Origin of the sequence: Bradyrhizobium sp. SZCCHNS2022, from assembly GCF_032377575.1 — a bacterium.
In the GTDB taxonomy this organism is placed as follows: Bacteria; Pseudomonadota; Alphaproteobacteria; order Rhizobiales; family Xanthobacteraceae; genus Bradyrhizobium; species Bradyrhizobium aeschynomenes.
In genome coordinates, this window is record NZ_JAUHHZ010000001.1 from 7051246 (window position 1) to 7076839 (window position 25594).

Below are 25594 nucleotides of genomic sequence, written 5' to 3' on the forward strand. Positions count from 1 at the left end.
GTACGCTGGATTGGATGATGGAACCTTGTGGAAATGATTTTGGTTTGCAGGATGGTCGGACCTTGCAAGCAGCATGGCGCCCGCTTGCCATCTGGCGGCGGGATTTCGCGGTGTTTGCGGCGGGCTGGCCGCGGCGACATGGCGCAGGGGGCCAGAAAGCTTTTGAAACAATCGGTTGTAGACGTCGGTGGCGGTTGCACCGATGCGGCCGGCCGGTGGGCATTTCGCGGCATGCCACCCCGCCGCCATTGAAGATGCGACGCATTGTCGCATCGGCGTTGCGTTGACAAGACGTCCGCTGAGCGAACGGCGGCTTAGCCCTCGCTCAGCTCCTGCTCAGCTCCTGCTCAGCTCTTGGCGTAGAGCAGCGGGACCGCGGAATCGACCATCACCTCGACGAGGCTGGTGCCGTCATGCGCCAGAGCCCGCGCCAGGGCGGCGGCAAGATCGGCCGAGCGGCCGACGCGCACGGCATCGCAGCCCATGCCTTCGGCGAGCTTGACGAAATCGAGGCCCGGCAGATCGAGCCCGGGCACGTTGCGCACCTGCATGACCTGGCTGAACGAGCGCATCGCGCCGTAGCCGGAATTGTTGATGACGACCACCGTCATCGGCAGCCTGCGCTGCGCGGCGGTCCACAGCGCCTGCAGCGAATACATCGCCGAGCCGTCGCCGATCAGGCACACCGTGCGGCCCGCGTTGCGGCCCAGCGCCATGCCGACCGCCGCCGGCAGGCTGTAGCCGAGCCCGCCGCTCGCCATCGTGTAGAACGACTCCGCGCCCGGCATCGGCATGAACTTGTGCATCACCGGGCGATGCGAGGGGATCTCCTCGACGACAGCGGCGCCGGCGGGCAGCGCCTGCGACAGCGTGTGCAGGAGGTAATCGACCGGGATCGGATCCGCCGGCTTCGGCGCATCGGGCAGGACGCGGCCCTTCGGCGCGGCGCGCCGGCTCTCCGGCAGCAACTCCAGCAGCAGCGACAATGCGGGACGCATCGTCGCGATGATGCTGGTGCCGATCGGCGGCACCGCGGCGCCGTCGGCATCGTCCGTGATCTGATACAGCGTCGTCGCGCCGTCGAAGATCGCGGCATGGCCTTCGACATGGAAGGTGAAGACCGGCGCGCCGATCACCACCACGAGGTCGTGCGGCTTCAGGGCCTCCGAGAGTTGTCCGGGCGCGGCGTGCAGAAAGCCGTGGAATTGCGGATGGCGTTCGGGGAACGAGCAGCGCGCCGAGAACGGGCTGACCCAGACGCTGGCCTTCGTTCTTTCGGCCACCGCGACCATCAGATCGACGCAGCCGGCGCGATCGACGCCGGGGCCGATGACGAGCGCGGGGCTGGTCGCCGCAGCGAGCGCACCGACCAGTTCTTCGATCGCGGCGCGATCGGGGCCGAGTTCGCGGCTGACCTTGCGCGCCGATAGCGGCTGCGCCGGATGCATCCAGTCGTCGATCGGGATCGAGACGAAGGTCGGGCCGCAGGGCGGCTGCATCGCCGTGTAGTAGGCGCGCGCGATCGCGCCCGGCACATCCTCCGGCCGCGCCGGCTCGACGCTGTATTTGACGTAAGGCCGCGGAAATTCGCTCGGGCGCTCGGCGTAGAGGAACGCCTGCAGCGGCAGGATCGAGCGCGCCTGCTGGCCGGCGGTGATGACCAGCGGCGTCTGGTTGCGGTGCGCGGTGTAGATATTCCCGAGCGCATTGCCGACGCCGGCGGCCGAATGCAGATTGACGAAGCCGGCGTTGCGCGTCGCCTGCGCATAGCCGTCGGCCATGCCGACCACGGAGGCCTCCTGCAGGCCGAGTACGTAGTCGATGTCGTCAGGCCAGTCGCTGAGGAACGGCAGCTCGGTCGAGCCGGGATTGCCGAACACCTTTTTGATGCCGAACGCGCGCAGCAGGTCGAAGGTGGCCTGCTTGACGGTGACGGGCTTGGTCGTTGTTTTCGTTGTCTTGGCCACAGCGTTTCCTCGAGTGTCCGTGTATGCGGTCATTCCGGGGCGATGCGGAGCATCGAACCCGGAATCTCGAGCGGTTCTTTTCCCTCATCTCGAGGTTCCGGGTTCGATGCTTCGCATCGCCCCGGAACGACGGGCTTATCTCACCACGTCGCCGTGCCCTTCATCGTCGGCTGGCGCTCGGCGTTGGCGGTCCACAGCTCCAGGCCGCCGTCCTTGTCATTGGCATTCACCGAGAACTCGCTGCCCTCGAACAGCGGCTGCACGCCGCGATAGACAAATTTCGCGGGCGGCTTGCCCTTGAGCTTGGCGGCGAACTCGACCAGCAGCGCGGCCTGCAGCGGGCCGTGGAAGACGAGACCCGGATAGCCCTCGACCTTGGTGACGTAGTCGCGGTCGTAGTGGATGCGATGGCCGTTGAAGGTCAGCGCGGAATAGCGAAACAGCAGCACGGGATCGGAGACATGGCTCTCGCTGTGTTGCGCGACCGGCGGAGGCGGCGGCGCCTTCGCGGGCGCAGCCGGCGCGCCGCCCATGTCACGATAGACGATGTCCTGGCGCTCGCGGATCGCGACACCGCGCGGTGTCGACACGACATGCTCGACCGCGACGAAGCAGAGCCGGCCGGTGGAGCCGCTCTTCAAGCTGACGTCCGATATCGTCGATACCCGCGTGGCGACGTCGCCGACGCGCAGCGGATCGACGACCTGCACCTCGCCGCCGGCCCACATCCGCCGGGGCAGCGGCACCGGCGGCAGGAAGCCGCCGCGGGTCGGGTGGCCGTCGGGGCCGAGCTGATCGTGCGGAAACACCGGCTGGCCCAGGCACCAATGCACCGTGTAGGGCGCGATCTCGCCCGATGTCGGCTCGCCGATGTCCTGGAAGAGCGTCGCGCGGAGGCCCTTGGTGAGCTGCGCCGTGACGATGTCGGTGGCTTCGGCGCTGCGGCCGACCCATTGCTTGAGGTGATCGAGATCGAGCGTGTCCGTCATGATCAACCCTTTTGCTGATGCGGCGAGGCGGCTTCGCCGATCGCGGGCACCGCGCCATAGCGCCTGTCATCGCCGACCACGATCGCCGCCGGCGCCGGATAGGAGACGACGCCGTTCGGCGTGTCGACCTCGATGCGCCGCAGATGCGGATGCGTTGCGAGGTCCGCCATGCTGTTGACCTCGGCAAAGGCGATGTCGGCCGCGGCGAGTTTCGTCAGCAGCTCGTCGCGCGACAGCGCGGCAAAGCGGTCGGCGACGATCTTGTCCGTCAGCGCGCGGTTGCGCACGCGCTCGACCATGTTGGCAAAGCGCGGATCGTCGGGCAGAGCAGGCTGCTCCAGCACCTTGGCGCACAATGTCTTCCACTCGCGCTCGCTCTGGATCGAGATCAGGATGTCCTTGCCGTCCTTCGAGGTGAACACGCCGTAGGGCGCGATCGAGGGATGGGCGAGGCCGATGCGCTTCGGCGCATTGCCGGCTTCGGCGTTGAGCAAGGGCACCGTGAGCCAGTCGGCCATCACGTCGAACATCGAGATCCGGATGTCGGCGCCCTCGCCGGTGCGGCCGCGCTTGATCAGCGCCTCCAGGATCGCCGCATGTGCGGTTGCGCCGGTTGCGACGTCGACGATGGACATGCCGACGCGTGACGGGCCCTCGGGGCCGCCGGTGATCGAGGCGAGCCCGCTCTCGGCCTGGATCAGCAGGTCGTAGGCCTTGCGATCGGCATAGGGACCCGTGTCGCCATAGCCGGTGATGGTGCAGCAGATCAGCTTCGGATAGTCCTTGCGCAGCCGCTCGCGGGCAAAGCCCATTCTGTCCATCGAGCCCGGCTTGAGGTTCTGCAGCAGCACGTCGGCGCTTGCGATCAGCGTCTCGAGCTCGGCGCGGCCGTCCGGCTCGGCGAGGTCGACGACGCGTGAGTCTTTGCCGCGGTTGAGCCAGACGAAGTAGCTGCTCTGGCCCTTGGCAGCGGCGTCATAGCCCCTGGCGAAATCGCCCTCGGGACGTTCGATCTTGACGACATGGGCGCCGGCATCCGCCAGTCGCGACGAGCAGAACGGCGCAGCCACGGCCTGCTCGACGGCGACGACGGTGATCCCTTCAAGCGGAAGCATGACAGACCTCAATACGACCTGGGCATGCCGAGCACGTGCTCGGCGACGTAGGAGAGGATGAGGTTGGTCGAGATCGGCGCCACCTGATACAGCCGCGTCTCGCGGAATTTGCGCTCGACGTCATACTCCTCGGCGAAGCCGAAGCCGCCATGGGTCTGGATGCAGGCATTGGCCGCCTCGAACGAGGCGTCGGCGGCGAGCATCTTGGCCATGTTGGCCTCGGCGCCGCAATCCAGTCCCGCCTCGTATTTGCGGGTGGCTTCCTTGACCATGAGCTCGGCCGCGCGCATCGAGGCATAGGCCTTGGCGATCGGGAACTGAATGCCCTGGTTCTGGCCGATCGGACGGCCGAACACGACGCGCTCCTTGGCATAGGCGGTGGCCTTGGCGATGAACCATTTGGCGTCGCCGACGCATTCGGCCGCGATCAGGATACGCTCGGCATTCATGCCGGAGAGAATGTAGCGGAAACCTTTGCCCTCCTCGCCGATCAGGTTCTCGGCGGGCACGCGCATGTCGGTGAAGAACACCTCCGTGGTCGCGTGGTTCATCATCGTTCGGATCGGGCGGATGGTCAGCCCGGCCTTCTTGGCCTCGCGCATGTCGACGATGAACACGGAGAGACCATCGGTGCGCTTCTGCGCCTGATCCTTCGGCGTGGTGCGCGCCAGCAGGATCATCAGATCGGAATATTCGGCGCGGCTGGTCCAGATCTTCTGTCCGTTGACGACGTAGCTGTCGCCGTCGCGCTTCGCGAACGTCTTGAGCGAGGAGGTGTCGGTGCCCGAGGTCGGCTCGGTGACGCCGAAGGCCTGCAGCCGCAATTCGCCGCTCGCGACCTTGGGCAGCCACTTCGCCTTCTGCTCTGCGGAGCCGTGCCGCAGCACCGTGCCCATCGTGTACATCTGGGCGTGACAGCCGCCGCCGTTGCAGCCGGCGCGCTGGATCTCCTCGAGGATCGCGGCCGCTGCCGACAGCTTCAGCCCGGCGCCGCCATATTCCTCGGGGATCAGCACGGACAGATAGCCAGCCTGCGTGAGCGCATCGACGAACGCCGACGGATAGGCCATCTCGCGATCGAGCTTGCGCCAATATTCGCCGGGGAACTGGGCGCAGAGCTTTGCGACGGCATCACGAATGTCGGCATAATCGTCGTGCTGATGTTGTTCTGTCATTGGCTTCCTCGCAGGCCGATCCTGCACGGCCTGCGTCTCCCTGTATGCTGTTCCTGATAGCCTATGACGAAGCGTGCCACGCTTGGCAAGCTTGGAATGCCAGCGTTGCCGCCGGTCAGCCTTGCCGCAGCGACAGATCGAACCACGAGGCGCCGTGTTCTAGCTGACGGGATATCCGAGATGGCCGCGAAAGCGGGTCTTCAGATAGACGCCGTCACGCGCGGGCAACGCGCGGTCGACGTGCTCGGTCGAGATGACGACGCGGGCGAAATGCGGGCCGGCGAGATCGTGCAGCTTCGGACGGAACGCATCGAGCGCAGCCTGATCGGCGATCGTGCACACCGACGGAAAGCCGGCGCCGGTGGCGATCAGCTCCAGATTGGCGCCAAGCCCGGAATGGCTCGGCTGCATCCCGGTCTCGCCGAAATGCGCATTGTCGAGCACGATGATGGCGAGGTTCTTCGGCTTCTTCGCGGCGATCGTGGCGAGGCTGCCGAGCCCCATCAGTTGCTCGCCATCGCCGGTGATCACCGCCACCGGCCGCGACGGCTGCGCCAATGCCAGCCCCAGGCCGATCATGGCCGCGCCGCCCATCGCGCCCCAGAGGTAGAAGTTTGCCGGATGGTCGCCGGCGGCGAACACGTCGTAGGACGATGAGCCGAGGCCGCTGACGACCAGGAGTTCGCCGCGGTCCCGCAGAAGCGCCTTGACGGCGGCGCGGCGGTCGAGTGCTGCGTCCATCACCTGCTCTCCGTCCATTTCTTGGCGCCGATCATGCGCTGGGCGATCAGCACCGCGATCGGCTGATCGCTGTCGTAAGCGAGCCTTGCGGCTGCGGCTGCCATCTCGCCGGCGTCCTCGGGACGCTCCAGCCGGAACACGGTGACGCCCATGATCTCGAAGGCGGCTTGCGTGGCCTTGCCCATTGCGACCTGCCATGGATTGAACTCGGCCCATTCGCCGCGCATGGTCACGAAGCTCAGGAACGGAAAGCGGCAGCTCGACAGCAACGACAGCATGTTGACGCAATTGCCGACGCCGCTCGATTGCATCAGCAGCACCGCGCGCTGGCCGCCGAGCCAGGCCCCGGCGGAGAGCGCGACGCCTTCCTCCTCGGTGGTGAGCACCGTCGTCGCGATCGCCGGATCGTCATGCGCGAGCCGGATCAGGCGGGAATGGCCGGCGTCGGGGACGTAGCAGAGCTGCCGGACATCGGCCGCCTTGAGCGCTTGATAGATGGCGAGCGGCCAATCGGGAGCAGGGCTTGGCGGATCTGAAACGGTCATGGTGTCCTGCAGTTTATGAGCATGCGAGGTCGGATGTCCGGGCCGATGGTTCGAGACACCGCTGCGCGGCTCCTCACCATGAGGGGAAGCATCTGCTGACTGAGCGAGCTACTAACCCTCATGGTGAGGAGCGCCGCTCGCGGCGCGTCTCGAACCACGAGGCCCCTAAGCACTCACCCCGGAATCCGCACCGGCAGGCTTTCATACCCCCGCACGAAGCTCGAATACACACGCTTCGGCTCACCGACCACCTCGATGCGGTCGAAGCGCTTCAGGATCTCCTCCCAGACGATGCGCAGCTGCAGCTCGGCCAGGCGCATGCCGACGCAGCGGTGGATGCCGAAGCCGAAGGAGAGATGGATGCGCGGCCGCTTGCGGTCGATGATGAAGGCATCGGGGTTCTCGATCACCTCGCCGTCGCGGTTGCCCGAGACGTACCACATCACGACACGATCGCCCTTCTTGATCTTCTGGCCGCCCAGTTCGGTGTCGACCAGCGCCGTGCGTCGCATATGTGCGAGCGGCGTCTGCCAGCGGATCACCTCGGGCACCATGGTCTCGATCAGCGCCGGGTTGTCGCGCAGCTTCTGGTACTCGGCCGGGTTCTCGTTCAGCGCCAGCACCGAGGCCGTCATGGTGTTGCGCGTGGTGTCGTTGCCGCCGACGATGAGCAGGATCAGATTGCCCATCAGATTGTCCGGCGTCATGTGCCGCGTCGCCTCGCTATGCGCCATCATCGAGATCAGGTCACGGCCCGGATTGGCCTGGCGTTCCTTCCACATCTTGCCGAAGGTCTCGGCGCAATCCGCGAGCTCGCGCCGGCGCTCCTCCTCGGAGGATACGATGCCGCTCTTGGGCAGGGCCGTGGAGACATCCGACCAGCGCGTCAGCTTGCGCCGCTCCTCGAACGGGAAGTCGAACAGCGTTGCCAGCATCTGCGTTGTCAGCTCGATCGAGACCTTCTCGACCCAGTTGAAGGTCTCGTTGCGCGGCAGCGAATCCAACACCTTCGCCGAGCGCTGCCGGATCAGCACCGCCATCTCGTCGAGATGATCCGGCGTGAACATCGGCTGCACCGTCTTGCGCTGCTCGCCATGGCGGGGCTCGTCCATCGCGATGAAGCTCGGCCATTCATAGCCGGGCGGCACGTCGCGGATCATGATGCCGCCATTGCTGACGTCGGAGGAGAACAGCGCGTGGTTGGTGTCGACATGCATGATGTCGTGGTAGCGCGTGACAGACCAATACGGCTCGATCGGCGCCTTGGTGCAGTAATGCACCGGCGCCTCCTTGCGCAGCCGCTCGAACCAGGGCCACAGCGTGTCGTTCTGGAACAGCCTGGGCGCGCCCGGATGGAAGTCCTCGATCGGCGTCGCATACGCCTCCAGCCGCGCCTCGCGCAGCAGATCGGCATGGTCGGAACGAAGCGCGGCCTGGGCGGTCATGGGGTGGTCCTTTTGTTGAACGCATCATCGCGCCAACTCAAGATCGGCGGATGAGGTGCACATGAATGCGCCCTCTCCCCTTGCGGGAGAGGGCATGTAGGGAAGCCCTGCAAACTCGGTCGGGTGAGGGGTATGTCTCCACGAGAGGCGCCCGCGGAGAGATACCCCTCACCCGACCGCATGCGCGGAAGGGCCGGAGATGCCCTCTCCCGCAAGGGGAGAGGGCGCCGTATCGCTCAGCTACTGCACGGTTCGAGCCGGCGCCAATTCGATTCGTATTCGACACACAACCTACGCCGCAATCCTCACCGGCAATGTCTCATATCCCTTCACGAAGCTCGAATAGACCCTCTTTGGCTCGTCCATCACGTCGATATGATCGAATCGCTTCAGGATCTCCTCCCAGATGATCTTGAGTTGCAGCTCGGCGAGCCGCAGGCCGACGCAGCGGTGGATGCCGAAGCCGAACGACAGATGCTGGCGCGGGCGGGCACGGTCGATGATGAAGTCGTAGGGGCGCTCGATCGCGGTCTCGTCGCGGTTGCCCGAGACGTACCACATCACCACCTTGTCGCCCTTGTGGATCTGCTTGCCGCGGAACTCGAAGTCGGCAAGCGCCGTGCGGCGCATATGCGCAAGCGGCGTCTGCCAGCGAATCACTTCGGGGACGAAGCTGTCGATCAAGGCCGGATTGGCCTTGAGCTTGCGGTACTGATCCGGGTTCTGGCTCAGCGCGTAGATGCTGCCCGACATGGTGTTGCGCGTGGTGTCGTTGCCGCCGACGATCAGGAGCACGAGATTGCCGAGGAAGTTCTTCGGGTCCATGTTCCGCGTCGCCTCGCTGTGGGCCATCATCGACAGCAGATCGCTTTTCGGCGGCTGGTTCTGCCGCTCCTGCCAGAGACGCGCGAAATAGCGCGCGCACTCCATCAGCTCGGCCTGCCGCTCGTCCTCGGTCGCGACCAGGCCGTCCGGTCCGGGCAGCGTCGTCGCGATGTCGGACCAGCGCGTCAGCTTGCGGCGGTCCTCCCAGGGAAAGTCGAACAGCACGGCCAGCATCTGCGTGGTCAGCTCGATCGAGACGCGGTCGACCCAGTCGAACACCTCGCCGACGGGCAGGTTGTCGAGGCATTCCGCCGAGCGCTTGCGGATGTTGATCGCGAGCTCGTCGAGATGCGTCGGCGTGAACATCGGCGCCACGGTCTTGCGCTGCGCGGCATGACGCGGCGGGTCCATCGCGATGAAGCTCTCTCGGCGGAGATCGGGCGGCACGTCGCGGATGGTGATGCCGCCGAGCGCCGAGGCCGAAGAGAATACCGCGTGGTTGGTCTCGATCTCCATGATGTCGTCGTAGCGGGTGATCGACCAGTATGGACCGAACATCGAGTCCCGGCAGTAGTGCACCGGGTCCTCGCGGCGCAGCCGGTCGAAATAGGGCCAATGCGTGTCGGTGCGGAACAGCTCGGGATGGCCGGGATCGAAGTCGGCGAGCGGCAGCGATGCTGCGCGGCCGGCGGCCCGTTCGATGACGCGCTCGCCTGCAGCGGCGGGTCGATGTGCTTCGGCCGTGGTGGTGGTCCCGTGCATGGACGTCTCCCTGATGGCCAGCTTCTATTTGTCCGGCGATACTTGGCGCGATTACATCCTGCCCGGGAGCGCGGGGCAAGCGCGGAGTTTGCCGGGAGCCGCCAGGGCCGGTCTTGCGTCGCAAGGCTGGTGTTCACCTGGATGTCGGGCGTGACAAGCGCCACGTCACGGAATATGGCTTTGGGCCATTGTTGCAGAGCAGAAGACTAGCAGGAGGCCGCCCCATGATCGCCAACGCGCAGCGCATGTTCAATTTCGATCTCGGCGAGACGGCGGACGCGATCCGCGAGACGGTGGCGAGCTTTTCGCAGGAGCAGATCGCGCCGCGCGCGGCCGAGATCGACCGCTCCAACCAGTTTCCGCGCGACCTCTGGCCTCGGATCGGCGAGCTCGGCCTGCACGGCATCACGGTCGAGGAGGAGTATGGCGGCGCCGGCCTCGGCTATCTCGAGCACTGTATCGCGATGGAGGAGATCTCGCGCGCCTCGGCCTCGGTCGGCCTGTCCTACGGCGCCCACTCCAACCTCTGCGTCAACCAGATCCGCCGCAACGGCAACGAGGCGCAAAAGCGCAAATACCTGCCCAAGCTGATCTCGGGCGAGCATGTCGGCTCGCTGGCGATGTCCGAGCCGCAGGCCGGCTCCGACGTGGTGTCGATGAAAACCCGCGCCGACAAGAAGGGCGACCGTTTCATCCTCAACGGCAACAAGATGTGGATCACCAACGGTCCGATCGCCGAGACGCTGGTCGTGTATGCCAAGACCGATCCGCAAGGCGGCCCGCGCGGCATCACCGCCTTCATCATCGAGAAGGGCATGAAGGGATTCTCGACCGCGCAGAAGCTCGACAAGCTCGGCATGCGCGGCTCCGACACCTGCGAGCTGGTGTTCGAGGATTGCGAGGTGCCGGAGGAGAACGTGCTCGGGCAGGTCGGCCGCGGCGTCAACGTGCTGATGTCGGGCCTCGACTATGAGCGCGCCGTGCTCGCCGCAGGTCCCCTGGGCATCATGCAGGCCTGCATGGACGCGGTGCTGCCCTATGTGCACGAGCGCAAGCAGTTCGGCCAGCCGATCGGCACGTTCCAGCTGGTGCAGGGCAAGGTCGCCGACATGTATACGACGATGAATGCCGCGCGCGCCTACGTCTACGCCGTGGCCAAGGCCTGCGATCGCGGCGAGACGACCCGCGAGGACGCCGCGGGCGCGATTCTCTTTGCGGCGGAGAAGGCGACCCAATGCGCGCTCGACGCCATCCAGCTGCTCGGCGGCAATGGCTACATCAACGACTATTCGACCGGGCGGCTGCTGCGCGATGCCAAGCTGTACGAGATCGGCGCCGGCACCAGCGAGATCCGTCGCATGCTGATCGGGCGGGAATTGTTCGACAAGACGTCGTGAGACGCCGGCCGGCCTGAGGCGCGCGCGAGAGATTCGCGTTCGCCAACCGGCTGGCCGCGGATATTTATTTGCGCTTCGCCCCGGCCGGTGTTTTTTTCCGGCCGAGTTGCGTGCAAAATGCGTCGCCCACCTCGAACCTCGGAGTCGCCGCCGCGACGAACAACCGAGGTATTTTGTATGTCATTGCGTGTGTCGGAGGCGCGAGCCGTGAACCAGATGAGTTATGTTCCGCAGCAGCCTCCGCCGCTTCCGCCGCTCGCCGCGGTGTTTTCCGGCGCACGCGGGGAGTTCTTCCGGCTGGTCAGCCGTGGTGCGGCCATCGAACTGATCACCCTCGGCTTCTACCGGTTCTGGCTGGCGACCGACATCCGCCGGCATCTGTGGGTCAACACATCGGTCGATGGGGACGCCGCCGAATATACCGGCCGCGGCAAGGAGCTTCTGATCGGCTTCCTGTTCGCCATGGCGATCCTGGTCCCGATCTACCTTGCCTATTTCCTCGTCACCGTGGAGGCCGAGCGGTACCAGGGGTTCGCCAGCGTGCCGCTGGTGATCGCCTTCTACGCCTTCGGCCAGTTCGCGATCTATCGCGCGCGGCGCTACCGGCTGACGCGCACGGTCTGGCGCGGCATCCGGTTCTGGATGGATGGCTCGGGCTGGGCCTATTCCGGCCGCGCCATGCTGTGGACGCTGTTGGCGGTGCTGACGCTGGGATTGGCCTGGCCGTGGCGCGCCGCAGCGCTCGAGCGCTACAAGATGCGGCATTCGCATTACGGCGACCTCAGTGGCGACTTCGAGGGACGCGGCTGGGAGTTTTTCAAGCGGGCCTGGTACCTCTGGGTGATCACGCCGTTTGCGATGCTGTTGTTTCCCTTGCTGCCGTTCGTCTATGCGCAGTTCAAAGCCGTCGAATGGCGCTGGTGGCTGTCGGGCATCCGCTTCGGCGGCGTGCGCCTGGAGTCGACCTTGCCGGGCAACGCATTCTACGGCCTGTATTGGAAGGTGATCGGCTGGTGGATCCTGTTGTCGATCGCATCCGGCGCCTATTTCGGCGCCGTGGCCTTTCTGATGCACAGCCTGCTCGGGCTGGGGAGCGATGAGCTGCCGCAGGCCCAGGCGCTCTCCAACAACATTCCGATGCTGGTGCTGCTGGGGCTCGGCTACGTCGCCTGGATCCTGGCGCTCAACGTCGTGATGCGCCTCTATCTGGTGCGCGACATGTGGGCGACGGTGCTGCAATCGGTTCAGGTGCATGGCGTCGAGGCCATGGCCAATGTCGCCGCAAAGGGCGATCTGGCCAGCGCGCTCGGCGAGGGGTTTGCAGATGGACTCGACGTCGCCGGATTCTGATCCCGAGCTCAGCGCGGCTCGCGCTGCCGAGGGCGTGCCGGCCGAGCCGGCGGCGCCGTCCGGCAGTCCTGCGACCTATTTCGACGGACTGTCGAACCGGCGGCAGACCGTTACGATCGGCTTCGCCAATCAGCTCGTGATGCGCAGCGCCGACAATTTCGTATCCTGGCCCTATGCGGACATTCGTCGTGTCGACGGGCCGAGCGGCACGCTGCGCGTCAGCTGCTTGTCGGCCTCGCCGCTGGCACGGCTCGAGATCCGCGACGCCGCGGCTGCCGCCGAGCTGATCGCGCGGTGCAGCCATATCGACGAGAACCGGCTGACGCGCGGCGGAATCGCGCGCATCGTCGCTTGGTCGCTGGCGGCGGCGGCGTCCATCGTCGCGATCGTGCTGGTCGTGCTTCCCTTTGCCGCCGAGCGGCTGACGCCCCTCGTTCCACCGGCGATGGAGCGCCATCTCGGCGAAGCGGCCGTGGTGCAGATCCAGGCGCTGTTCGGCGACAAGCTCTGCAGCGAGGCGGCCGGGCAGGCGGCCTTCGCCAAGCTGGTGACGGCGCTGCGCCGGCCGGCCGGGCTCGACGACAGCATCGCCTCGCAGGTTCTGGATACCCCGATCCCCAACGCCTTCGCCTTGCCGGGCGGCCGCTTCTTCCTGTTCCGCGGGCTGCTCGACAAGTCGAACGATCCGGACGAGGTCGCCGGCGTTTTGGCCCATGAGCTCGGTCATCTCAAGCATCGCGACAATCTGCGGCAGCTCATTCATAACGGCGGCAGCTCGTTCCTGATCGGGCTGTTGTTCGGCGACGTCACCGGCGCGGGCGCCGCGGTCTTCGCGTCCCGCGCCATGATCGACGCGTCCTATTCGCGCGAGGCGGAGGAGGCGGCCGACAGTTTCGCCATCGAGGTGATGCGTAAGCTCGGCCGACCGACCCGGCCGATGGGCGAATTGATGTTCCGCATCACCGGCAAGCAGGACGGCAAGCTGTCGCTGTGGTCGAGCCACCCCCTGACCGAGGATCGCCTGGCCCGCATGCGCGCCGCCGACCGCCCCGCCAGCGGCCCGCCGCTGCTGAGCGCCGAGGAATGGAAGGCGATGAAGGGGATCTGCAAGTAGCTGAGTTGGCGACGCGGTCTCCCCAAATCCGGTGTCGTCCCGGCGAACGCCGGGACCCATAACCACCGAGTCTGATTGTTGGAAGAAGGTCTCGCCCAGCGTGCTCCCATCGCAGGGCCGCGGCGTATGGGTCTCGGCGTTCGCCAGGACGAGACCAGAGCTTGACGCGAGACAGGGGCTTCATCTGAGGGCCAAGACGATGCCCCGCTAGCTGAGCTTCCGCCTCACTCCGCCAGATCGTTGACCTGCTTCACCCAGGCCCGGACATCCGTCAGCACGGCCGGCAGCACCGCCTTGACCTCGGCCAGCGACATGCCGGCCTTGACGCGCGGGTCGTACAGCATGTTGAGGATGTACTGGTCGTAGACGTCGAAATAGCCCATCGAGACGTTGTCGTTGAACATCGTCCACGGCACGCTCGCGGTGTCGTTGATCGGCCCGAGCGACTGCAGCAGCTCCTCATAGGCGCAATCCAGGAAGACGAAATCGCCATTGTCGACGGTCAGGATCACGTCGGAATGCTCGATCTCGAACGCTTCGTTCTTGCGGAAGCCGGACAGGCATTGCGGGTCGAGCGAGCTCTTGATCTCGCGGGCGCGCTCGCTGCCATAGGCTTGGCTGATGGTGTGGTAGAGGTCGCGGTCGCGCACCAGCTTGACGCGGACATTGGCGCCGTCGTCGGTCTCGGTCATCGCGATGTCGAGATGGCGGATGCGCGTGGCGATGTCGCCGACCACCTTGGCGAGCTGGGCCTTGCGGTCGGCGCGGCGGCCGTCGGCAAACACCCGCACCGGCGCGCTGTACTTCCTGATCCGGTCGACCCGTCCGGCGAGGTGATACTCGGCGCCGAACGCGGTCTTGAAGAAGCCGTCGGTGATCTCGGCGTCGGTGAAGCTCTTCTTCTCGACGCGCTGGCGCGCGGCGATGGCCGGGATCTCCGCGGTCGAGGCCGGCAGCGCCAGCGTCATGGTCACCAGCGAGCCGAGCGCGGCGGTCAGGGTGACCGCAGCAGTCCGCAGGGACCGCCAGGAGCGGCGATGCCCCTGGCCAGGATGAGCGCTTCGGCCTTGCGACATGATCCCGTGTGCAGCTTTCAGTTCTTGACGATGACGGTGGTGCCGACCGAGACGCGGTCGTAGAGGTCGGTGACGTCGTCATTGGTCATGCGGAAGCAGCCGGACGAGACCGCCTGGCCGATCGTCTCCGGCTCGTTCGAGCCGTGGATGCGGTACAGCGTGGAGCCGAGATACATGGCGCGCGCGCCGAGCGGGTTCTCGACGCCGCCGGCCATGTGGCGCGGCAGGTCGGGACGGCGCCGCAGCATCTGCGCCGGCGGGGTCCAGGCCGGCCATTCCTTCTTGGCGGTGATGCGGTGCACGCCGCTCCAGCGGAACCCGTCACGGCCGACGCCGATGCCATAGCGCAGCGCCTGGCCGTTCGGCAGCACCAGATACAGCCGGCGCTCGCCGGTGTTCACGACGATCGTGCCGGGCGCATAGTCGCCTTGGAACATCACGGTCTGCCGCGGAATCGGGCTCGCGCCGCCCTGGTAGAAGTTCGGCCCGCCGCCGAAGATGTCCCTGGTGTCGAACATTTCCGCCCGCGCCATTCCGGCGCTCGAGAGCATCGCAACGGCAGCAATTCCCAAAGCAATAGACCGCTTCATTTCCATCCCCTGGCATAAATCAAATTCCGTCGCAGACAGGCCACAAACGGTTGCATTCCGCAACCCACGGCGGCGTGAGGCCGGTATGTGGCGGCGGTCCGTGACCCAAATCCCACGGAAATCCGTGGGCTCGGCGGGCCAACAACCTGTTAGCCACGCCAGCGCATGGGCCGCGTGGCGATGGCAGCAATGCGGCCAGCCCCTTTGACGCCGCGAGCGAACAATGATTGATCTCCCCCACATTGCAAATGGCGCGCGGAATCAGCAGGAGAATAGGATGAACGGAGCGGAAAGCCTGGTACGGACCCTGGTCGCGGGGGGCGTTGACGTCTGCTTTACCAATCCGGGCACCTCCGAGATGCACTTCGTCGCCGCACTCGACCGGGTCGAGGGCATGCGCTGCGTGCTCGGCCTGTTCGAGGGCGTGGTGACCGGCGCCGCCGACGGCTATTTCCGCATGAAGGGCACGCCGGCCTCGACGCTGCTCCATCTCGGCCCCGGCCTCGCCAACGGTCTCGCCAACCTGCACAACGCCAAGAAGGCGCGCTCCGGCATCGTCAACATCGTCGGCCAGCACGCCACCTACCACATCGGCTTCAACGCCCCGCTGACCTCGGACATCGAGGGCCTGGCGCGGCCGATGTCGGACTGGGTGCGGACCTCGCCGAGCGCCAAGGCCGTGGCCGCCGACGGCGCCGCCGCGATCGCTGCCGCCAAGAGCGCGCCGCCGCAGATCGCGACCCTGATCCTGCCCGCCGACACCGCCTGGAACGAGGCCGACGGCATCGCCCAGGTTCCCACTGACGCGCAGCGCCCGAGCTATTCGGCCGATGCGGTCGAGAAGGCGGCCAAGATCCTGCACGCCCACGGCCCGGACACCCTGGTGCTGATGACCGCGGGCGCGCTGACCGAGCAGGCGCTGACCTTCGCCCAGCAGATCGCCGGCAAGACCGGCTGCCGCGTGATGGGCCAGACCTATCATCCGCGCATGGCGCGCGGGGCGGGGCGGTTCTCGATCGACCGCATCCCCTATGTGATCGAGCAGGCGCTGCCGATCCTGAAGAACTACAGGCACATCGTGCTGGTCGAGGCCAACGACCCCGTCGCCTTCTTCGCCTATCCGAACAAGCCGAGCATGCTGAAGGCCGAGGGCACCGAGGTGCACCGCATGACCGCCTGGGGCGAGAACTCGGCCGCTGCGCTCGAGGCGCTCGCCGGCCATCTCGGCGCCAAGGCCGCCGACGTCAAGCCGCAGCCGCTCGCCGAGCTGATCAAGCCGACCGGCGCTCTCAACCACACCACCATCGCCCAGGCGATCGCCTATGCGATCCCGGAGAACGCGATCATCGTCGACGAATCCATCACCACCGGCCGCGGCTTCTTCCCGCCGACGGCGGCCGCCAAGCCACATGACTGGCTGCAGAACATGGGCGGCTCGATCGGCTTCTCGACCCCCGTCGCAACCGGCGCCGCGGTGGCCTGCCCGGATCGCAAGGTGATGTGCCTCGTCGGCGACGGCAGCGCGATGTACACGATCCAGTCGCTGTGGACCCAGGCGCGCGAGAACCTCAACGTGGTCACCGTGGTGTTCGCCAACAGGATCTACCAGATCCTGCGCGGCGAGTTCGACGGCGTCGGCGCGGGCGAGCCCGGCCAGCGCGCCCAGGACATGCTCAAGATCGACCGCCCGACGCTCGACTTCGTCGCCATGGCCAAGGGCATGGGCGTGCCCGCGCGCGCCGTCACCTCGGCGGACGAGTTCAACGTGGCGCTGGCGGAAGCCAACGCCGAATACGGCCCGCGCCTGATCGAAGTGCAGATGTAAATCCGCAACGCTGGCGGCCGCAAAACGGCCGCCAGCGGAGGGAAGGCTCATCGCCGCATTTATGGGGTTGGCGACTCACGCCGATCGCGTGTTGATGGCGGCGTGTCCTTCCCTCCTGTATCTGAGCGGCATGCACAGTGAATTGAACCGGCTGATCTCCGCGCTGCAGGAGTTTTATGCGCGCGAGCGCTTCATCCTCGATCGCGATCTCGGGGAGCGCGCCCTGACGCACCGGCTGGCGGTGCATCTCGAACGCAACTTCCTGGGGTGGGACGTCGACTGCGACTACAACCGGCTCGGCGACCGCGCCATGCTGCTGCCGCGCGGTTCCATCGTCTCGACCGACGATGAGCTGGGAAAGTCGATCTATCCCGACATCGTCGTGCACAAGCGCGCCGTGCCCGACAATCTCCTGGCGATCGAGGTCCGCAAGGCCACCAATCACCAGCCGCTGGCGCATGACCGCCACAAGCTGATGGCGCTGACCGACCCGCATCTGTGGTTTGCCTATTGGATCGGCGTCCTGGTGATTCTCGACCGCCGCAGCGTGATCACGCCTGAGATCTATGTCGGAGCCCGGATCGATCCGGGGCTGTCCGCGTGGTTCGCGGGAAGATTGCAGCAGATGGGTCTGGCCGGGGGCTGAGATGCTCGCCGGCGGTCGTCGACGGACCTTCACACGAGGAAGGGCCGCCCCGTATGGAGCGGCCCGATCTCGTCGGCGATATTCGCGGGTGACCGCGCCTTACTTCGACATGGCGTCGCCGGACGACTTCTTCGACGACTTCTTCTTCGTCTTGCTCATCTTCATGTCGTCGCCTCCGCCCATGGCGTCGCCGCCCTTGGCCGCCTGGCCGGTGGTCGTCATCGGCTTCTCGGTCGACTGGGCAAGAGCGGCCGACGAGACGAAGGCGAGGGCGGCGGTGGCGATGATCAGTTTACGCATGCGGAAAACCTCCGTGGGTTGGAAACGGTGCGGACCATAGGGGGATTCGAGCCGCGGCGTTCTGACGCACGAGTCAGGAAAACGTGAGAGTTCCGCCCTGCAATCGCCGCCTTGCGCCGTCGTCGCTGGCCAGAGCGGGCGCATTGTGTGGCGAATGCGCTCTGCGCAGGGACCCCATGCGCAAGCAAGCGAGGTCAAAATGGCCGGGTGGCGGCGATCCCACTGCCTCGATGCACAGCCTCAGCCATTGCTGCGACATCGGTCTCACGCCCAGATAGAGTAGTTTCGGGCTCGATGGGGAAGAATGGAATGCCGAACAATCTGAGCGCGGTCCTCTCCTCCGAGGAGATCGCGACGCTCGTGCACGAGGCTGTTGCCGAGGCTGAAGCGAATCGTGGCGAGATTGCGCTGCAAAAACTCGAGCCGTTGCGTGACGCGCAGCGCCGCCAGCGCGAAGCGGCCATGGCGTTGCTGTGGGTGGTCAACCAATTCTGCCTGCCCCGGGAGGTCGCAGCCGAGATTCTCGCCGAGATCGCGCGATCTCATGATCGGGACGTCGACATTCTTCCCAGGCTTGGGAGCTGCCTCGAGGCGGCGCGCGACATCGATGAGCTCAACGCGCCCCCGCCGGACCATCCCTTGTTCGTCTCGTTGTTCGAGCGGCTGCGGGAGATGGCGGCGGATCACCAGGGAAAGCCGGACCACGAGTCGATCCTCGACGGACTGGCCATTGCCGCGCGCATGCTGGCGCGTCAGCAGGATGAGACGGCGCAGCGCAGCTACCGGGCGCTCACCGAGATCGACCCGCGCAACCCGCGATATCATTATGGCCTCGGCCTATTCTACAAGACGCGCGGCAGGTTCGCCGACGGCATGCGGGCGAACCAGATCGCGATGAGCCTGTTGGACGAGCCCGCCGAGAACTACCAATGGAATCTCGGCATCTGCGCCACGGGCGCGGGAAACGCCGTTGTTGCGCTCGACGTCTGGAAGCAGCTTGGACTCGACATCGCAATCGGCCGCTTCGGCCTGCCGGAATGCGCGCTCGGTCAATGCAAGGTCAAGCTCGCGGAGCGCCCGCTGGCGGAGCGCTCGGCCGAGAACGACGATCCGGGCGACGAGGAGACGATCTGGATCGAACGGCTGAGCCCCTGTCATGGCATCGTGCGCAGCGTGCTCTACCAGGCGCTCGGTGTCGACTATGGCGACGTCGTCCTGTTCGATGGCGCGCCGATCACCTACCACACCTATGGTGACATGCGCATCCCGGTGTTTCCACATCTCGCGACGCTGATCCGCCGCAACTATCAGGTGTTTGACTTTGCGGGGACGCAGGAGACGGAAGGGCAGTTGGCCGATATGAGCCAGGAACTCGACGGGGATGCGGTGATCTATTCGCATTCCGAGAGCATCGTGATGCTTTGCGCAGACTGTTGGCGCGATCCGGATCGCGATCACGACAACCATGAGGGCATGGAAAAGCACGTCGTGAGGGGGAAGATCGCGGCGCCGGCTGAGATGGATCCAAAAAGCCTGCTGGATCGCATCGACGCCGTCATCGAGACGCAGGAACGCCGATGCCTGCTCTACGCGCCGGATCTCTGCAAGGCAGCGGGGCTGACCGAGCGCGAGGCGATTGAACGCCGGCGGTTCGATCTTCTGATGAGGAACTGATGGCGTGCTGCGCGGGTTACGTCGCAGCTATGGCAGCACGCCTCGCAGGCAGACTCAGCAGCGCCATGCCGAGTAGTCCGGACATCAGAGATCCCAGCATCACGCCGACCTTCACCTCGTTCTGAAGCGTCTCGGCGCTGGGAAACGCGAGCAGGCCGATGAACAGGCTCATGGTGAAGCCGATGCCGCAGAGGACGGACACCCCGTAGATCTGGTGCCAGGCCGCTCCGTCAGGCCGGTCAGCCAGCCCAAGGCGAATGGCCAACCATGTCGCGGCGAACACGCCGATCTGCTTGCCCAGGAACAGGCCCGTCACGATGCCGATCGTCACGGGCTGCTTCAGCACCACCCAGGCCATGCCTGCGAGAGAGACGCCGGCATTGGCGAAAGCGAAGACAGGCAGGATCACGAAGGAGACCCATGGCTGGATCGCATGCTCCAGCCGGAGCAGCGGCGACTGCCCGGCTCCCGACGCAGGAATGGTCAGTGCGAGTGCGACGCCTGCCAGTGTGGCGTGGACGCCGGACTGCAGCGTGGCGAACCAGAGGACGGCGCCAGGGACCAAGTAGATCCACAACATGGCAACCCCGGCTCGATTGAGGATCAGCAGCATCAAGATGATGGCTGCTGCCGCAGCGAGCCATCCGAGGAGAAGATGATCGGTGTAGAACACGGCAATGACCGTGACCGCCGCGAGGTCGTCCAGAATGGCGAGTGCTGTCAGGAACACCTTGAGCGATGCCGGCACGCGCGAGCCGAGCAGTGCCAGTGCACCGAGAGCGAACGCGATGTCGGTGGCCGTCGGTATCGCCCAGCCGCGGATCGTCTCGGCATCGTTCAGGTTGAAGCCGACGTAGAAGAGGGCGGGAACAGCCATTCCGCCTGCTGCCGCAAACGCCGGGAGCGTTCGTCGCGGCCAGCTCGAAAGCTGTCCCGTCAGGAACTCGCGCTTGATCTCCAGTCCGACGAGCAGAAAGAACACCGCCATGAGAGCGTCGTTGATCCAGTGCAGGATGGACAGACCCGCGACGTAGTGCTGGAGCGTGCCGAAGTAGAGATGCGATGCCGGCGAGTTGGCGATGATCAGCGCGGCGGTGGCCGCGATCATCAAGATGACGCCGGCGCCCGCTTGACTGGCCGCATGGTGCTTCAACGAATGAAACAATGACAACATCATATGATATATGTCCGCCGCGGGCCGTCCGATCAAACCATGTAGGGGTGAGGCGGATGCGGCCAATTGCTGCGGCTTCCCGTCAGGAACTTCCTGTCGCGCCGACGCTTTTTGGTTTCGCGTCGCGGCTTCGACCATCGATATGCTTGAACCAGTTCATGATCGTGGCGGCCACTACCAGCAGCACGATCCCGGCCAGACTCACGAGCAGCTGCAAAGCGACGCCGCCGTGAACTTCCATGATGATGAAATGCGCTGCGAAGGAGAGTAGGACGCCGAGACAGAAGATCTCGAGCGAATGCTGGCCGCAGAGCACCAGCGGGCGGAGAACGGGCGAACGCAGGCCGGGCGTCCCATGCGGCACCAGGCGCACCACGAACACCGCCAGCGCCAGGAAGTGCATGATCCGCAACAGATCGAGACTCGTCTTGTCGATCGGATACATCCATTCCGCAAGCCATCGCGGCACGAGGATGGTCCATGCGGGCACGTGCCAGGTGACGACGATCGCCAGCGAGATCACGAGGGTGATCGCAGCGACGGCCAAGGCGAGGTCGGAAAGGATGAGCTTGCGCAACTGATCGGCGCCGCCGAGGGCGCACCAGGCGCCGAAGTTGAACAGGAGCTGCCAGGCAAACGGGTTGAACACCCAGTGACCGCTGGGATAGGCTGGCAGGTTGAGATCGATCATTCGGGCCGCGGCATAGACCGCGATGCTGGCGAGAAGGGCGAGCAGCGGCCACCGAAGCATGAGCCAGAGCAGCGGAGGAAACGCCGCCAACAGCGCGATGTACAGCGGTAGCACGTCCATGTTCGCCGGCTTGAACATCAGCAGCAGCGCTTGAATCAACGTGACATCAGGCTCGCGAAGGAATTCGAAGACGCCCATCTCCTCGGAGTAGAGCGTGTTCTCGAAATTCCGAGCGACGAAGGCGATCTGCGCCAGATAGACGCAGATCAGAAAGATGTGCGCCACGTAGATCTGCCACGTGCGGCGCACGATACGGGCGCCCGCGACCACGAAGCCCTGCCGGCTCATCGCAGTTCCGTACACCAATGCAGCCGTATAGCCCGAGATGAAGACGAAGATCTCGGTCGCATCGCTGAACCCGAAATTCCTCAGCGTAAACGAGTTGGCGATCGTCGAGGGGATGTGATCGAGAAAGATCAGCCACAATGCGAGTCCGCGGAAGACGTCCAGGCGCAGATCACGTTGGGTCTCCACGGTGCCTCCCCCGCGACAGCGGACCGCATGTTCGCCACCCGCGCGCGCCCAGCGATTCGATGTCATGGATGGGAAGGGCGCGTGTTCGGCGCAAGATCCGCGGCGATGGGACGCATCGGCCGTGTTGCTCGTCGTTGGGGTGTCCTATCAAGGCGGACATCCCGGCCAGTGTCGCGGCTTGGCTTGCGACCTTGCTAAGAGCGTAGGATGCGCTGCCGCGCTCGATGGATGAAAGAGGGGTCCTGCCACTTGAAGAGCCAGCCGGAAAGACTTGTGCGAATGCATCGGAGCATGCGAGTGCGGAACACGCGATGACCGACTCCACACAATACGTGGCCGCGGCGGTGCTTCTGGCCGTCTACTACATATACGAATATTGGCCGGTGACGTTGTCGGTCATCTTTTTGGGAGTGATCGTCATGACCGTCATTTCGGCGACTGATAGATCACGAAAAAACTCATAGGCGAGAGCAGGGAAGCAACCGACGACTCGTATTCGCTCCACTCAGCACGGAAAGACATGGTCTGTCTTACCCGTTCGACGCCAGTGCCCCTCCACGGGTCCTTCGGCATCCAAGGCGAAAACGAAACCTGCAGGTCATGTCAGGGACTTGAATGGTGGGCGCACAAGGGATCGAACCTTGGACCTCTCCCGTGTGAAGGGAACGCTCTCCCGCTGAGCTATGCGCCCGGATCTGGGTGGCTGCCGGCCGAGAGGCCGTGAAGGCAGCTGCCGAAGCAGTCCGTCGGAGCCCGCGATTTACGAAGCGCGGGCGGGGGGTGTCAAGGATTTGCGGCGCGGTTGGTGCGGAAAACTGCGCGGCAGTGACCGCGCCGTTCCCGATTGCACCAAAATCAGCCGTTCGGCGCCCCTCCCTGGAGGCCCGAAGGAGGGCTCCAAGGGGCAGGCAGGGCGCGAGGCCGGCCGTCTCAAGCCCCGATCTGCCGCGCCCGCGACGCATGCGACTGCAGGGCGCGGATGCGGTCGGCCAGGGTGCCGCCCTGGGGCGCGCCGCCGGCAGCCGCCGGGGCGGCGGGAGCGCCATTGGCATTCGCCGGCTTGGCGGCGGGCTCGGCGGCCAGCATGGCCTCGATGGTCGAGTTCGGGCCCTCGATCTGCATCGCGAGCTTGGCAACCTCGGCGGCGATGTCGTTGATGCGCTCGCGCAGCAGCGCGTTCTCCATGCGCTCCTGGGCCCAGGTGCTCTCGGCCTGCTGCTGGATCGCGTTCATCTCGCGCTGCAGCTTGGTGCGCTCGTCGCGGGCGGCCTGCAGCTGCTCTTCGAGCGCGGCCTTTTCCGACTTCAGTCGGTCGAAGGCGGCGGACTTGCCGCTGCCCATGCCAGCGAGCTCCTCGCGCAGCTCCTTGAGGGCGCGGTCGGCAGCCGCATTGGCCTCGCGCAGCTGGTTGTTCTCGAAGTCGCGCTCAGCGAGCAGCTTGCCCTGGGTCGACAGCCGGCCTTCGAGATCGGCCACGCGAGATGCCAGCATCTCGGCTTCCTTGACCTGGACGATCAGCTGGCGGTCGAGCTCGGTCACGCGCTGGCTGAGATTTTCGACCCGGGCGCGGGCGTCGTTGAGCGCCTTGGTCGCGGTGTCCGATTCGTCGCGCTCCAGCGCCAGGCGGGCCTGGGTCGCGGAGAATTCCTTCTCGGCGTCGGAGACGCGGCTGCGCAGCTCCTCGACCTGGGTCTTGACCGACACCAGCTCGACCTGCCGGCTGTCGGCCAGCAGCGACTTGTCATTCAGCTCGGTGGTCAGCCGGACCAGCTCGGCCTGCTTCTCCTTCAACGCCTGCTCGGCGGCGCGCAGCGCCTCGGTCTTGGCGGCGAACTCTTCTTCCGTCGCGCGCAGCTGGTCCTTCAGCGCCTTCTCGCGCGCTTCCAGCGCGAAGATGGCGGCGTTCTTCTCGCCGAGCTCGATCTTCATGCGGTTGATGGCGTCGGTCTTCTTGCCGAGATCGGCGAGCTGGCCGGTGGCCTTGTTCTTCAGCGCGTCGACGCTCATCTCCAGCCGCCGCGCCGACATCGCGAACTCCGCGCGCAGCTGGTCCTTGTCGGCCTGGATCTCGGCCATCGACAGCGGCGTGGCCGCCTCGAGCCGGCGTGTCGTCAGCCGCACCGCACGATTGTGCACCAGCGGCACGATCATGAGGGCACAGAGCATGGCGATCAGAAAACCGATCGCAAAATACATGATCGGCTCGACCATGACGCACAACTCCCGGTCCGGAATGATTAACGGAATGACAATGCACGGCGGGCTGATTCAACGCCAGCCCAATGCCGTGTTAACCTTGATCCGTCACGGGAGAGCGTGTCTCAACGGTACCAGTTAGCGGTCTCAGCCCGTATCAGAACGGGTTCCAGGTCGCGCTCGGGGTGAACTTGAGATAGCCGACATTGGCGCCGAGCCGCAGGCCGATGCCGGAGCGGATCGGCACCAGCACGATGTTGTTGGCGGTCAGCGCGGTCATGCCGAAGCCGCCGACGATGTAGGCCGAGCCATCGATGCCGACGAAGCGCTGATAGATCGCGCTGGTGGCCGGCAGATTATAGACCAGCGTCATGGTGCGGGCGCCGTCGCCGCCCCAGTCGAAGCCGAGCGAAGGGCCCTGCCAGTAGACGCGGAGATCGCCGGCGTTCTTGGTGTAGAGCGTGCCCTCGCCGTAACGCAGCCCGGCGACGAACGCGCCGGCGCCTTCCTCGCCGAGGATGTAGCCGTTCGGCAGGCCCCATTGGCTGACCGCGCGCTCGATCACCGAGGCGAGCCCGCGCGAGACGTTGCCGAAGAAGCGGTGGCCGGCATTGACCAGCTCATCCGGGTTGAAGCTGTCCGGAGCCGGGGCCCGCTGCGGCGGCGGCGCGGGCTGCTGATAGGGCGGCGCCCCTTGATAGGGCGGCGCCGCCTGGGGAGGCGGCGCAGGCGGGGGCGCCTGCTGCGCGGCGACCGACGCCGTCAGGGCCAGCACGGCCGCAAGCGTCGTGGCGGCGAGGCGGATTGCGAAACTCATCGGTGGAAATCCCCTGCTATCGGCAGCCCGACCCGCGCCTTTAACCAGACGCCAACCACATCCGGCGATGGTCGGACGAGGGGCGATAGCCCCTGCGACTCCCATGTTATCGGCACCAACTATGACCGCACAACGGCAACAACGGAACTGGAGCTGGTCAAAGCCGCTGTTTTGCCGCGTAATTGCCGCCATCGCGCTCGCCGCGCTGCTGATGCCGCCGGTCGCCTTGCGCGCCGCCACCACCCAGCGAATCATTTCCGACCGCTTCAGCGGGCTCGCGATCGACGGTTTTGATCCCGTGTCGTACTTCGTCGACGGCAAGGCGCTGCTGGGCCTTCCCGATTACGAGGCGTCGCAGGGCGGGGTGGTCTGGCGGTTCCGCAATGAGGGCAATCGCGCCTCCTTCCTGGCTCATCCGGAGGTCTATGGTCCCCAATTCGGCGGCTATGACCCGACCGACGTCGCGCGCGGCGTCACCGTGGCCGGCAACCCGCGATTCTTTGCCGTGGTCGAGGACCGGCTGTTCCTGTTCAACCGGGAGGACAGCCGGGATGCCTTCAAGGCGGATCCGGCCCGTTACCTGGCGAAGGCCGAGGCCCGCTGGCCGGCGCTGCAGGAAGATCTGCCGCAATGAGACCCGGCCGGT

Annotated in this window: 22 protein-coding genes and 1 tRNA gene; 7 read left to right on the forward strand and 16 right to left on the reverse strand. The window is 65.9% G+C overall.

The window, feature by feature from the left end; translation table 11 throughout:
* Window positions 1-347: 347 nt before the first annotated feature.
* From mdlC to QXZ94_RS31540, 8 genes are all read right to left on the reverse strand, one after another.
* Window positions 348-1967 carry a benzoylformate decarboxylase gene (gene mdlC / locus QXZ94_RS31505; RefSeq protein ID WP_315725000.1) on the reverse strand — a complete coding sequence of 540 codons (1620 nt, stop codon included), beginning with the start codon at window positions 1965-1967 and terminating at the stop codon, window positions 348-350.
* 140 nt (window positions 1968-2107) lie between these two features.
* Window positions 2108-2956: a MaoC family dehydratase N-terminal domain-containing protein gene (locus QXZ94_RS31510; protein ID WP_315725002.1), complete on the reverse strand. Its 849-nt coding sequence runs from the start codon at window positions 2954-2956 to the stop codon at window positions 2108-2110.
* 2 nt (window positions 2957-2958) lie between these two features.
* The gene (locus tag QXZ94_RS31515; RefSeq protein ID WP_315725004.1) at window positions 2959-4071 is read right to left on the reverse strand and encodes a CaiB/BaiF CoA-transferase family protein; all 1113 of its coding nucleotides are present in this window, start codon (window positions 4069-4071) and stop codon (window positions 2959-2961) included.
* Window positions 4072-4079: 8 nt separating this feature from the next.
* Window positions 4080-5246 (reverse strand): acyl-CoA dehydrogenase family protein, encoded by a 1167-nt coding sequence (locus QXZ94_RS31520; protein ID WP_172114716.1) that lies wholly within the window; start codon window positions 5244-5246, stop codon window positions 4080-4082.
* Between the two features lie 159 nt (window positions 5247-5405).
* Window positions 5406-5987 carry a thiamine pyrophosphate-dependent enzyme gene (locus QXZ94_RS31525; RefSeq protein WP_315725007.1) on the reverse strand — a complete coding sequence of 194 codons (582 nt, stop codon included), beginning with the start codon at window positions 5985-5987 and terminating at the stop codon, window positions 5406-5408.
* Window positions 5987-6532: a thiamine pyrophosphate-binding protein gene (locus QXZ94_RS31530; protein WP_172134017.1), complete on the reverse strand. Its 546-nt coding sequence runs from the start codon at window positions 6530-6532 to the stop codon at window positions 5987-5989. Before QXZ94_RS31530 ends, QXZ94_RS31525 begins: the two co-directional genes overlap by 1 nt.
* A 173-nt stretch (window positions 6533-6705) precedes the next feature.
* The gene (locus QXZ94_RS31535) at window positions 6706-7977 is read right to left on the reverse strand and encodes a cytochrome P450 (RefSeq protein ID WP_315725011.1); all 1272 of its coding nucleotides are present in this window, start codon (window positions 7975-7977) and stop codon (window positions 6706-6708) included.
* Window positions 7978-8268: 291 nt separating this feature from the next.
* Complete coding sequence (locus tag QXZ94_RS31540) at window positions 8269-9564, reverse strand: cytochrome P450 (protein ID WP_315725013.1); 1296 nt, start codon at window positions 9562-9564, stop codon at window positions 8269-8271.
* 224 nt (window positions 9565-9788) lie between these two features.
* Here QXZ94_RS31540 and QXZ94_RS31545 point away from each other — a divergent pair, with 224 nt between their 5' ends.
* The 3 genes from QXZ94_RS31545 to QXZ94_RS31555 all read left to right on the forward strand — a co-directional run bounded on the left by QXZ94_RS31545 (window position 9789) and on the right by QXZ94_RS31555 (window position 13425).
* A complete protein-coding gene (locus tag QXZ94_RS31545) occupies window positions 9789-10961 on the forward strand; it encodes an isovaleryl-CoA dehydrogenase (protein WP_315725016.1) in 1173 nt (390 codons plus the stop codon).
* Between the two features lie 216 nt (window positions 10962-11177).
* Window positions 11178-12311, forward strand: coding sequence for a DUF898 family protein (locus QXZ94_RS31550; protein ID WP_315726650.1), 1134 nt, complete (start codon window positions 11178-11180; stop codon window positions 12309-12311).
* The gene (locus QXZ94_RS31555; RefSeq protein WP_172134021.1) at window positions 12286-13425 is read left to right on the forward strand and encodes a M48 family metallopeptidase; all 1140 of its coding nucleotides are present in this window, start codon (window positions 12286-12288) and stop codon (window positions 13423-13425) included. Before QXZ94_RS31550 ends, QXZ94_RS31555 begins: the two co-directional genes overlap by 26 nt.
* Before the next feature lie 224 nt (window positions 13426-13649).
* On the opposite strand, the gene QXZ94_RS31560 is transcribed toward QXZ94_RS31555, so the two are convergent.
* Both QXZ94_RS31560 and QXZ94_RS31565 read right to left on the reverse strand, forming a co-directional pair.
* The gene (locus QXZ94_RS31560) at window positions 13650-14393 is read right to left on the reverse strand and encodes a DUF2927 domain-containing protein (RefSeq protein ID WP_315726652.1); all 744 of its coding nucleotides are present in this window, start codon (window positions 14391-14393) and stop codon (window positions 13650-13652) included.
* 125 nt (window positions 14394-14518) lie between these two features.
* Complete coding sequence (locus QXZ94_RS31565) at window positions 14519-15091, reverse strand: L,D-transpeptidase (RefSeq protein ID WP_315725019.1); 573 nt, start codon at window positions 15089-15091, stop codon at window positions 14519-14521.
* Window positions 15092-15368: 277 nt separating this feature from the next.
* On the opposite strand from QXZ94_RS31565, the gene QXZ94_RS31570 reads away from it, so the two are divergent.
* Window positions 15369-16916, forward strand: coding sequence for an acetolactate synthase large subunit (locus QXZ94_RS31570; protein WP_315725021.1), 1548 nt, complete (start codon window positions 15369-15371; stop codon window positions 16914-16916).
* A gap of 130 nt (window positions 16917-17046) precedes the next feature.
* Window positions 17047-17562, forward strand: coding sequence for a hypothetical protein (locus tag QXZ94_RS31575; protein WP_315725023.1), 516 nt, complete (start codon window positions 17047-17049; stop codon window positions 17560-17562).
* A 99-nt stretch (window positions 17563-17661) separates the two neighbouring features.
* Here QXZ94_RS31575 and QXZ94_RS31580 read toward each other — a convergent pair whose 3' ends face one another.
* Window positions 17662-17862, reverse strand: coding sequence for a hypothetical protein (locus QXZ94_RS31580; RefSeq protein WP_172114697.1), 201 nt, complete (start codon window positions 17860-17862; stop codon window positions 17662-17664).
* 111 nt (window positions 17863-17973) lie between these two features.
* Here QXZ94_RS31580 and QXZ94_RS31585 point away from each other — a divergent pair, with 111 nt between their 5' ends.
* Complete coding sequence (locus QXZ94_RS31585; protein ID WP_315725025.1) at window positions 17974-19536, forward strand: prenyltransferase; 1563 nt, start codon at window positions 17974-17976, stop codon at window positions 19534-19536.
* A gap of 16 nt (window positions 19537-19552) precedes the next feature.
* Here the strand turns inward: QXZ94_RS31585 and nhaA are convergent, their stop codons facing one another.
* From nhaA to QXZ94_RS31610, 5 genes are all read right to left on the reverse strand, one after another.
* On the reverse strand, window positions 19553-20713 hold the full coding sequence (gene nhaA, locus QXZ94_RS31590) for a Na+/H+ antiporter NhaA (RefSeq protein ID WP_315726654.1): 1161 nt from the start codon (window positions 20711-20713) through the stop codon (window positions 19553-19555).
* A 79-nt stretch (window positions 20714-20792) separates the two neighbouring features.
* Window positions 20793-21935: an OpgC domain-containing protein gene (locus QXZ94_RS31595; protein WP_315725027.1), complete on the reverse strand. Its 1143-nt coding sequence runs from the start codon at window positions 21933-21935 to the stop codon at window positions 20793-20795.
* Between the two features lie 616 nt (window positions 21936-22551).
* Window positions 22552-22626, reverse strand: a tRNA-Val gene (locus tag QXZ94_RS31600).
* Window positions 22627-22865: 239 nt separating this feature from the next.
* On the reverse strand, window positions 22866-24146 hold the full coding sequence (locus tag QXZ94_RS31605; protein WP_315725029.1) for a hypothetical protein: 1281 nt from the start codon (window positions 24144-24146) through the stop codon (window positions 22866-22868).
* A gap of 142 nt (window positions 24147-24288) precedes the next feature.
* The gene (locus QXZ94_RS31610) at window positions 24289-24948 is read right to left on the reverse strand and encodes a DUF1134 domain-containing protein (RefSeq protein ID WP_315725032.1); all 660 of its coding nucleotides are present in this window, start codon (window positions 24946-24948) and stop codon (window positions 24289-24291) included.
* Window positions 24949-25069: 121 nt separating this feature from the next.
* On the opposite strand from QXZ94_RS31610, the gene QXZ94_RS31615 reads away from it, so the two are divergent.
* The gene (locus QXZ94_RS31615; protein WP_315725034.1) at window positions 25070-25582 is read left to right on the forward strand and encodes a YHS domain-containing (seleno)protein; all 513 of its coding nucleotides are present in this window, start codon (window positions 25070-25072) and stop codon (window positions 25580-25582) included.
* Window positions 25583-25594 lie beyond the last annotated feature (12 nt).

Coding starts and splice junctions, on each gene's coding strand:
- QXZ94_RS31510 (WP_315725002.1), bottom strand. CDS start 2,956: ATGACGGACACGCTCGATCTCGATCACCTCAAGCAATGGGTCGGCCGC.
- QXZ94_RS31515 (WP_315725004.1), bottom strand. CDS start 4,071: ATGCTTCCGCTTGAAGGGATCACCGTCGTCGCCGTCGAGCAGGCCGTG.
- QXZ94_RS31520 (WP_172114716.1), bottom strand. CDS start 5,246: ATGACAGAACAACATCAGCACGACGATTATGCCGACATTCGTGATGCC.
- QXZ94_RS31525 (WP_315725007.1), bottom strand. CDS start 5,987: ATGGACGCAGCACTCGACCGCCGCGCCGCCGTCAAGGCGCTTCTGCGG.
- QXZ94_RS31530 (WP_172134017.1), bottom strand. CDS start 6,532: ATGACCGTTTCAGATCCGCCAAGCCCTGCTCCCGATTGGCCGCTCGCC.
- QXZ94_RS31535 (WP_315725011.1), bottom strand. CDS start 7,977: ATGACCGCCCAGGCCGCGCTTCGTTCCGACCATGCCGATCTGCTGCGC.
- QXZ94_RS31540 (WP_315725013.1), bottom strand. CDS start 9,564: ATGCACGGGACCACCACCACGGCCGAAGCACATCGACCCGCCGCTGCA.
- QXZ94_RS31545 (WP_315725016.1), top strand. CDS start 9,789: ATGATCGCCAACGCGCAGCGCATGTTCAATTTCGATCTCGGCGAGACG.
- QXZ94_RS31550 (WP_315726650.1), top strand. CDS start 11,178: ATGAGTTATGTTCCGCAGCAGCCTCCGCCGCTTCCGCCGCTCGCCGCG.
- QXZ94_RS31555 (WP_172134021.1), top strand. CDS start 12,286: ATGGACTCGACGTCGCCGGATTCTGATCCCGAGCTCAGCGCGGCTCGC.
- QXZ94_RS31560 (WP_315726652.1), bottom strand. CDS start 14,393: ATGACGCTGGCGCTGCCGGCCTCGACCGCGGAGATCCCGGCCATCGCC.
- QXZ94_RS31565 (WP_315725019.1), bottom strand. CDS start 15,091: ATGAAGCGGTCTATTGCTTTGGGAATTGCTGCCGTTGCGATGCTCTCG.
- QXZ94_RS31570 (WP_315725021.1), top strand. CDS start 15,369: ATGAACGGAGCGGAAAGCCTGGTACGGACCCTGGTCGCGGGGGGCGTT.
- QXZ94_RS31575 (WP_315725023.1), top strand. CDS start 17,047: ATGCACAGTGAATTGAACCGGCTGATCTCCGCGCTGCAGGAGTTTTAT.
- QXZ94_RS31580 (WP_172114697.1), bottom strand. CDS start 17,862: ATGCGTAAACTGATCATCGCCACCGCCGCCCTCGCCTTCGTCTCGTCG.
- nhaA (WP_315726654.1), bottom strand. CDS start 20,713: ATGATGTTGTCATTGTTTCATTCGTTGAAGCACCATGCGGCCAGTCAA.
- QXZ94_RS31605 (WP_315725029.1), bottom strand. CDS start 24,146: ATGGTCGAGCCGATCATGTATTTTGCGATCGGTTTTCTGATCGCCATG.
- QXZ94_RS31610 (WP_315725032.1), bottom strand. CDS start 24,948: ATGAGTTTCGCAATCCGCCTCGCCGCCACGACGCTTGCGGCCGTGCTG.
- QXZ94_RS31615 (WP_315725034.1), top strand. CDS start 25,070: ATGACCGCACAACGGCAACAACGGAACTGGAGCTGGTCAAAGCCGCTG.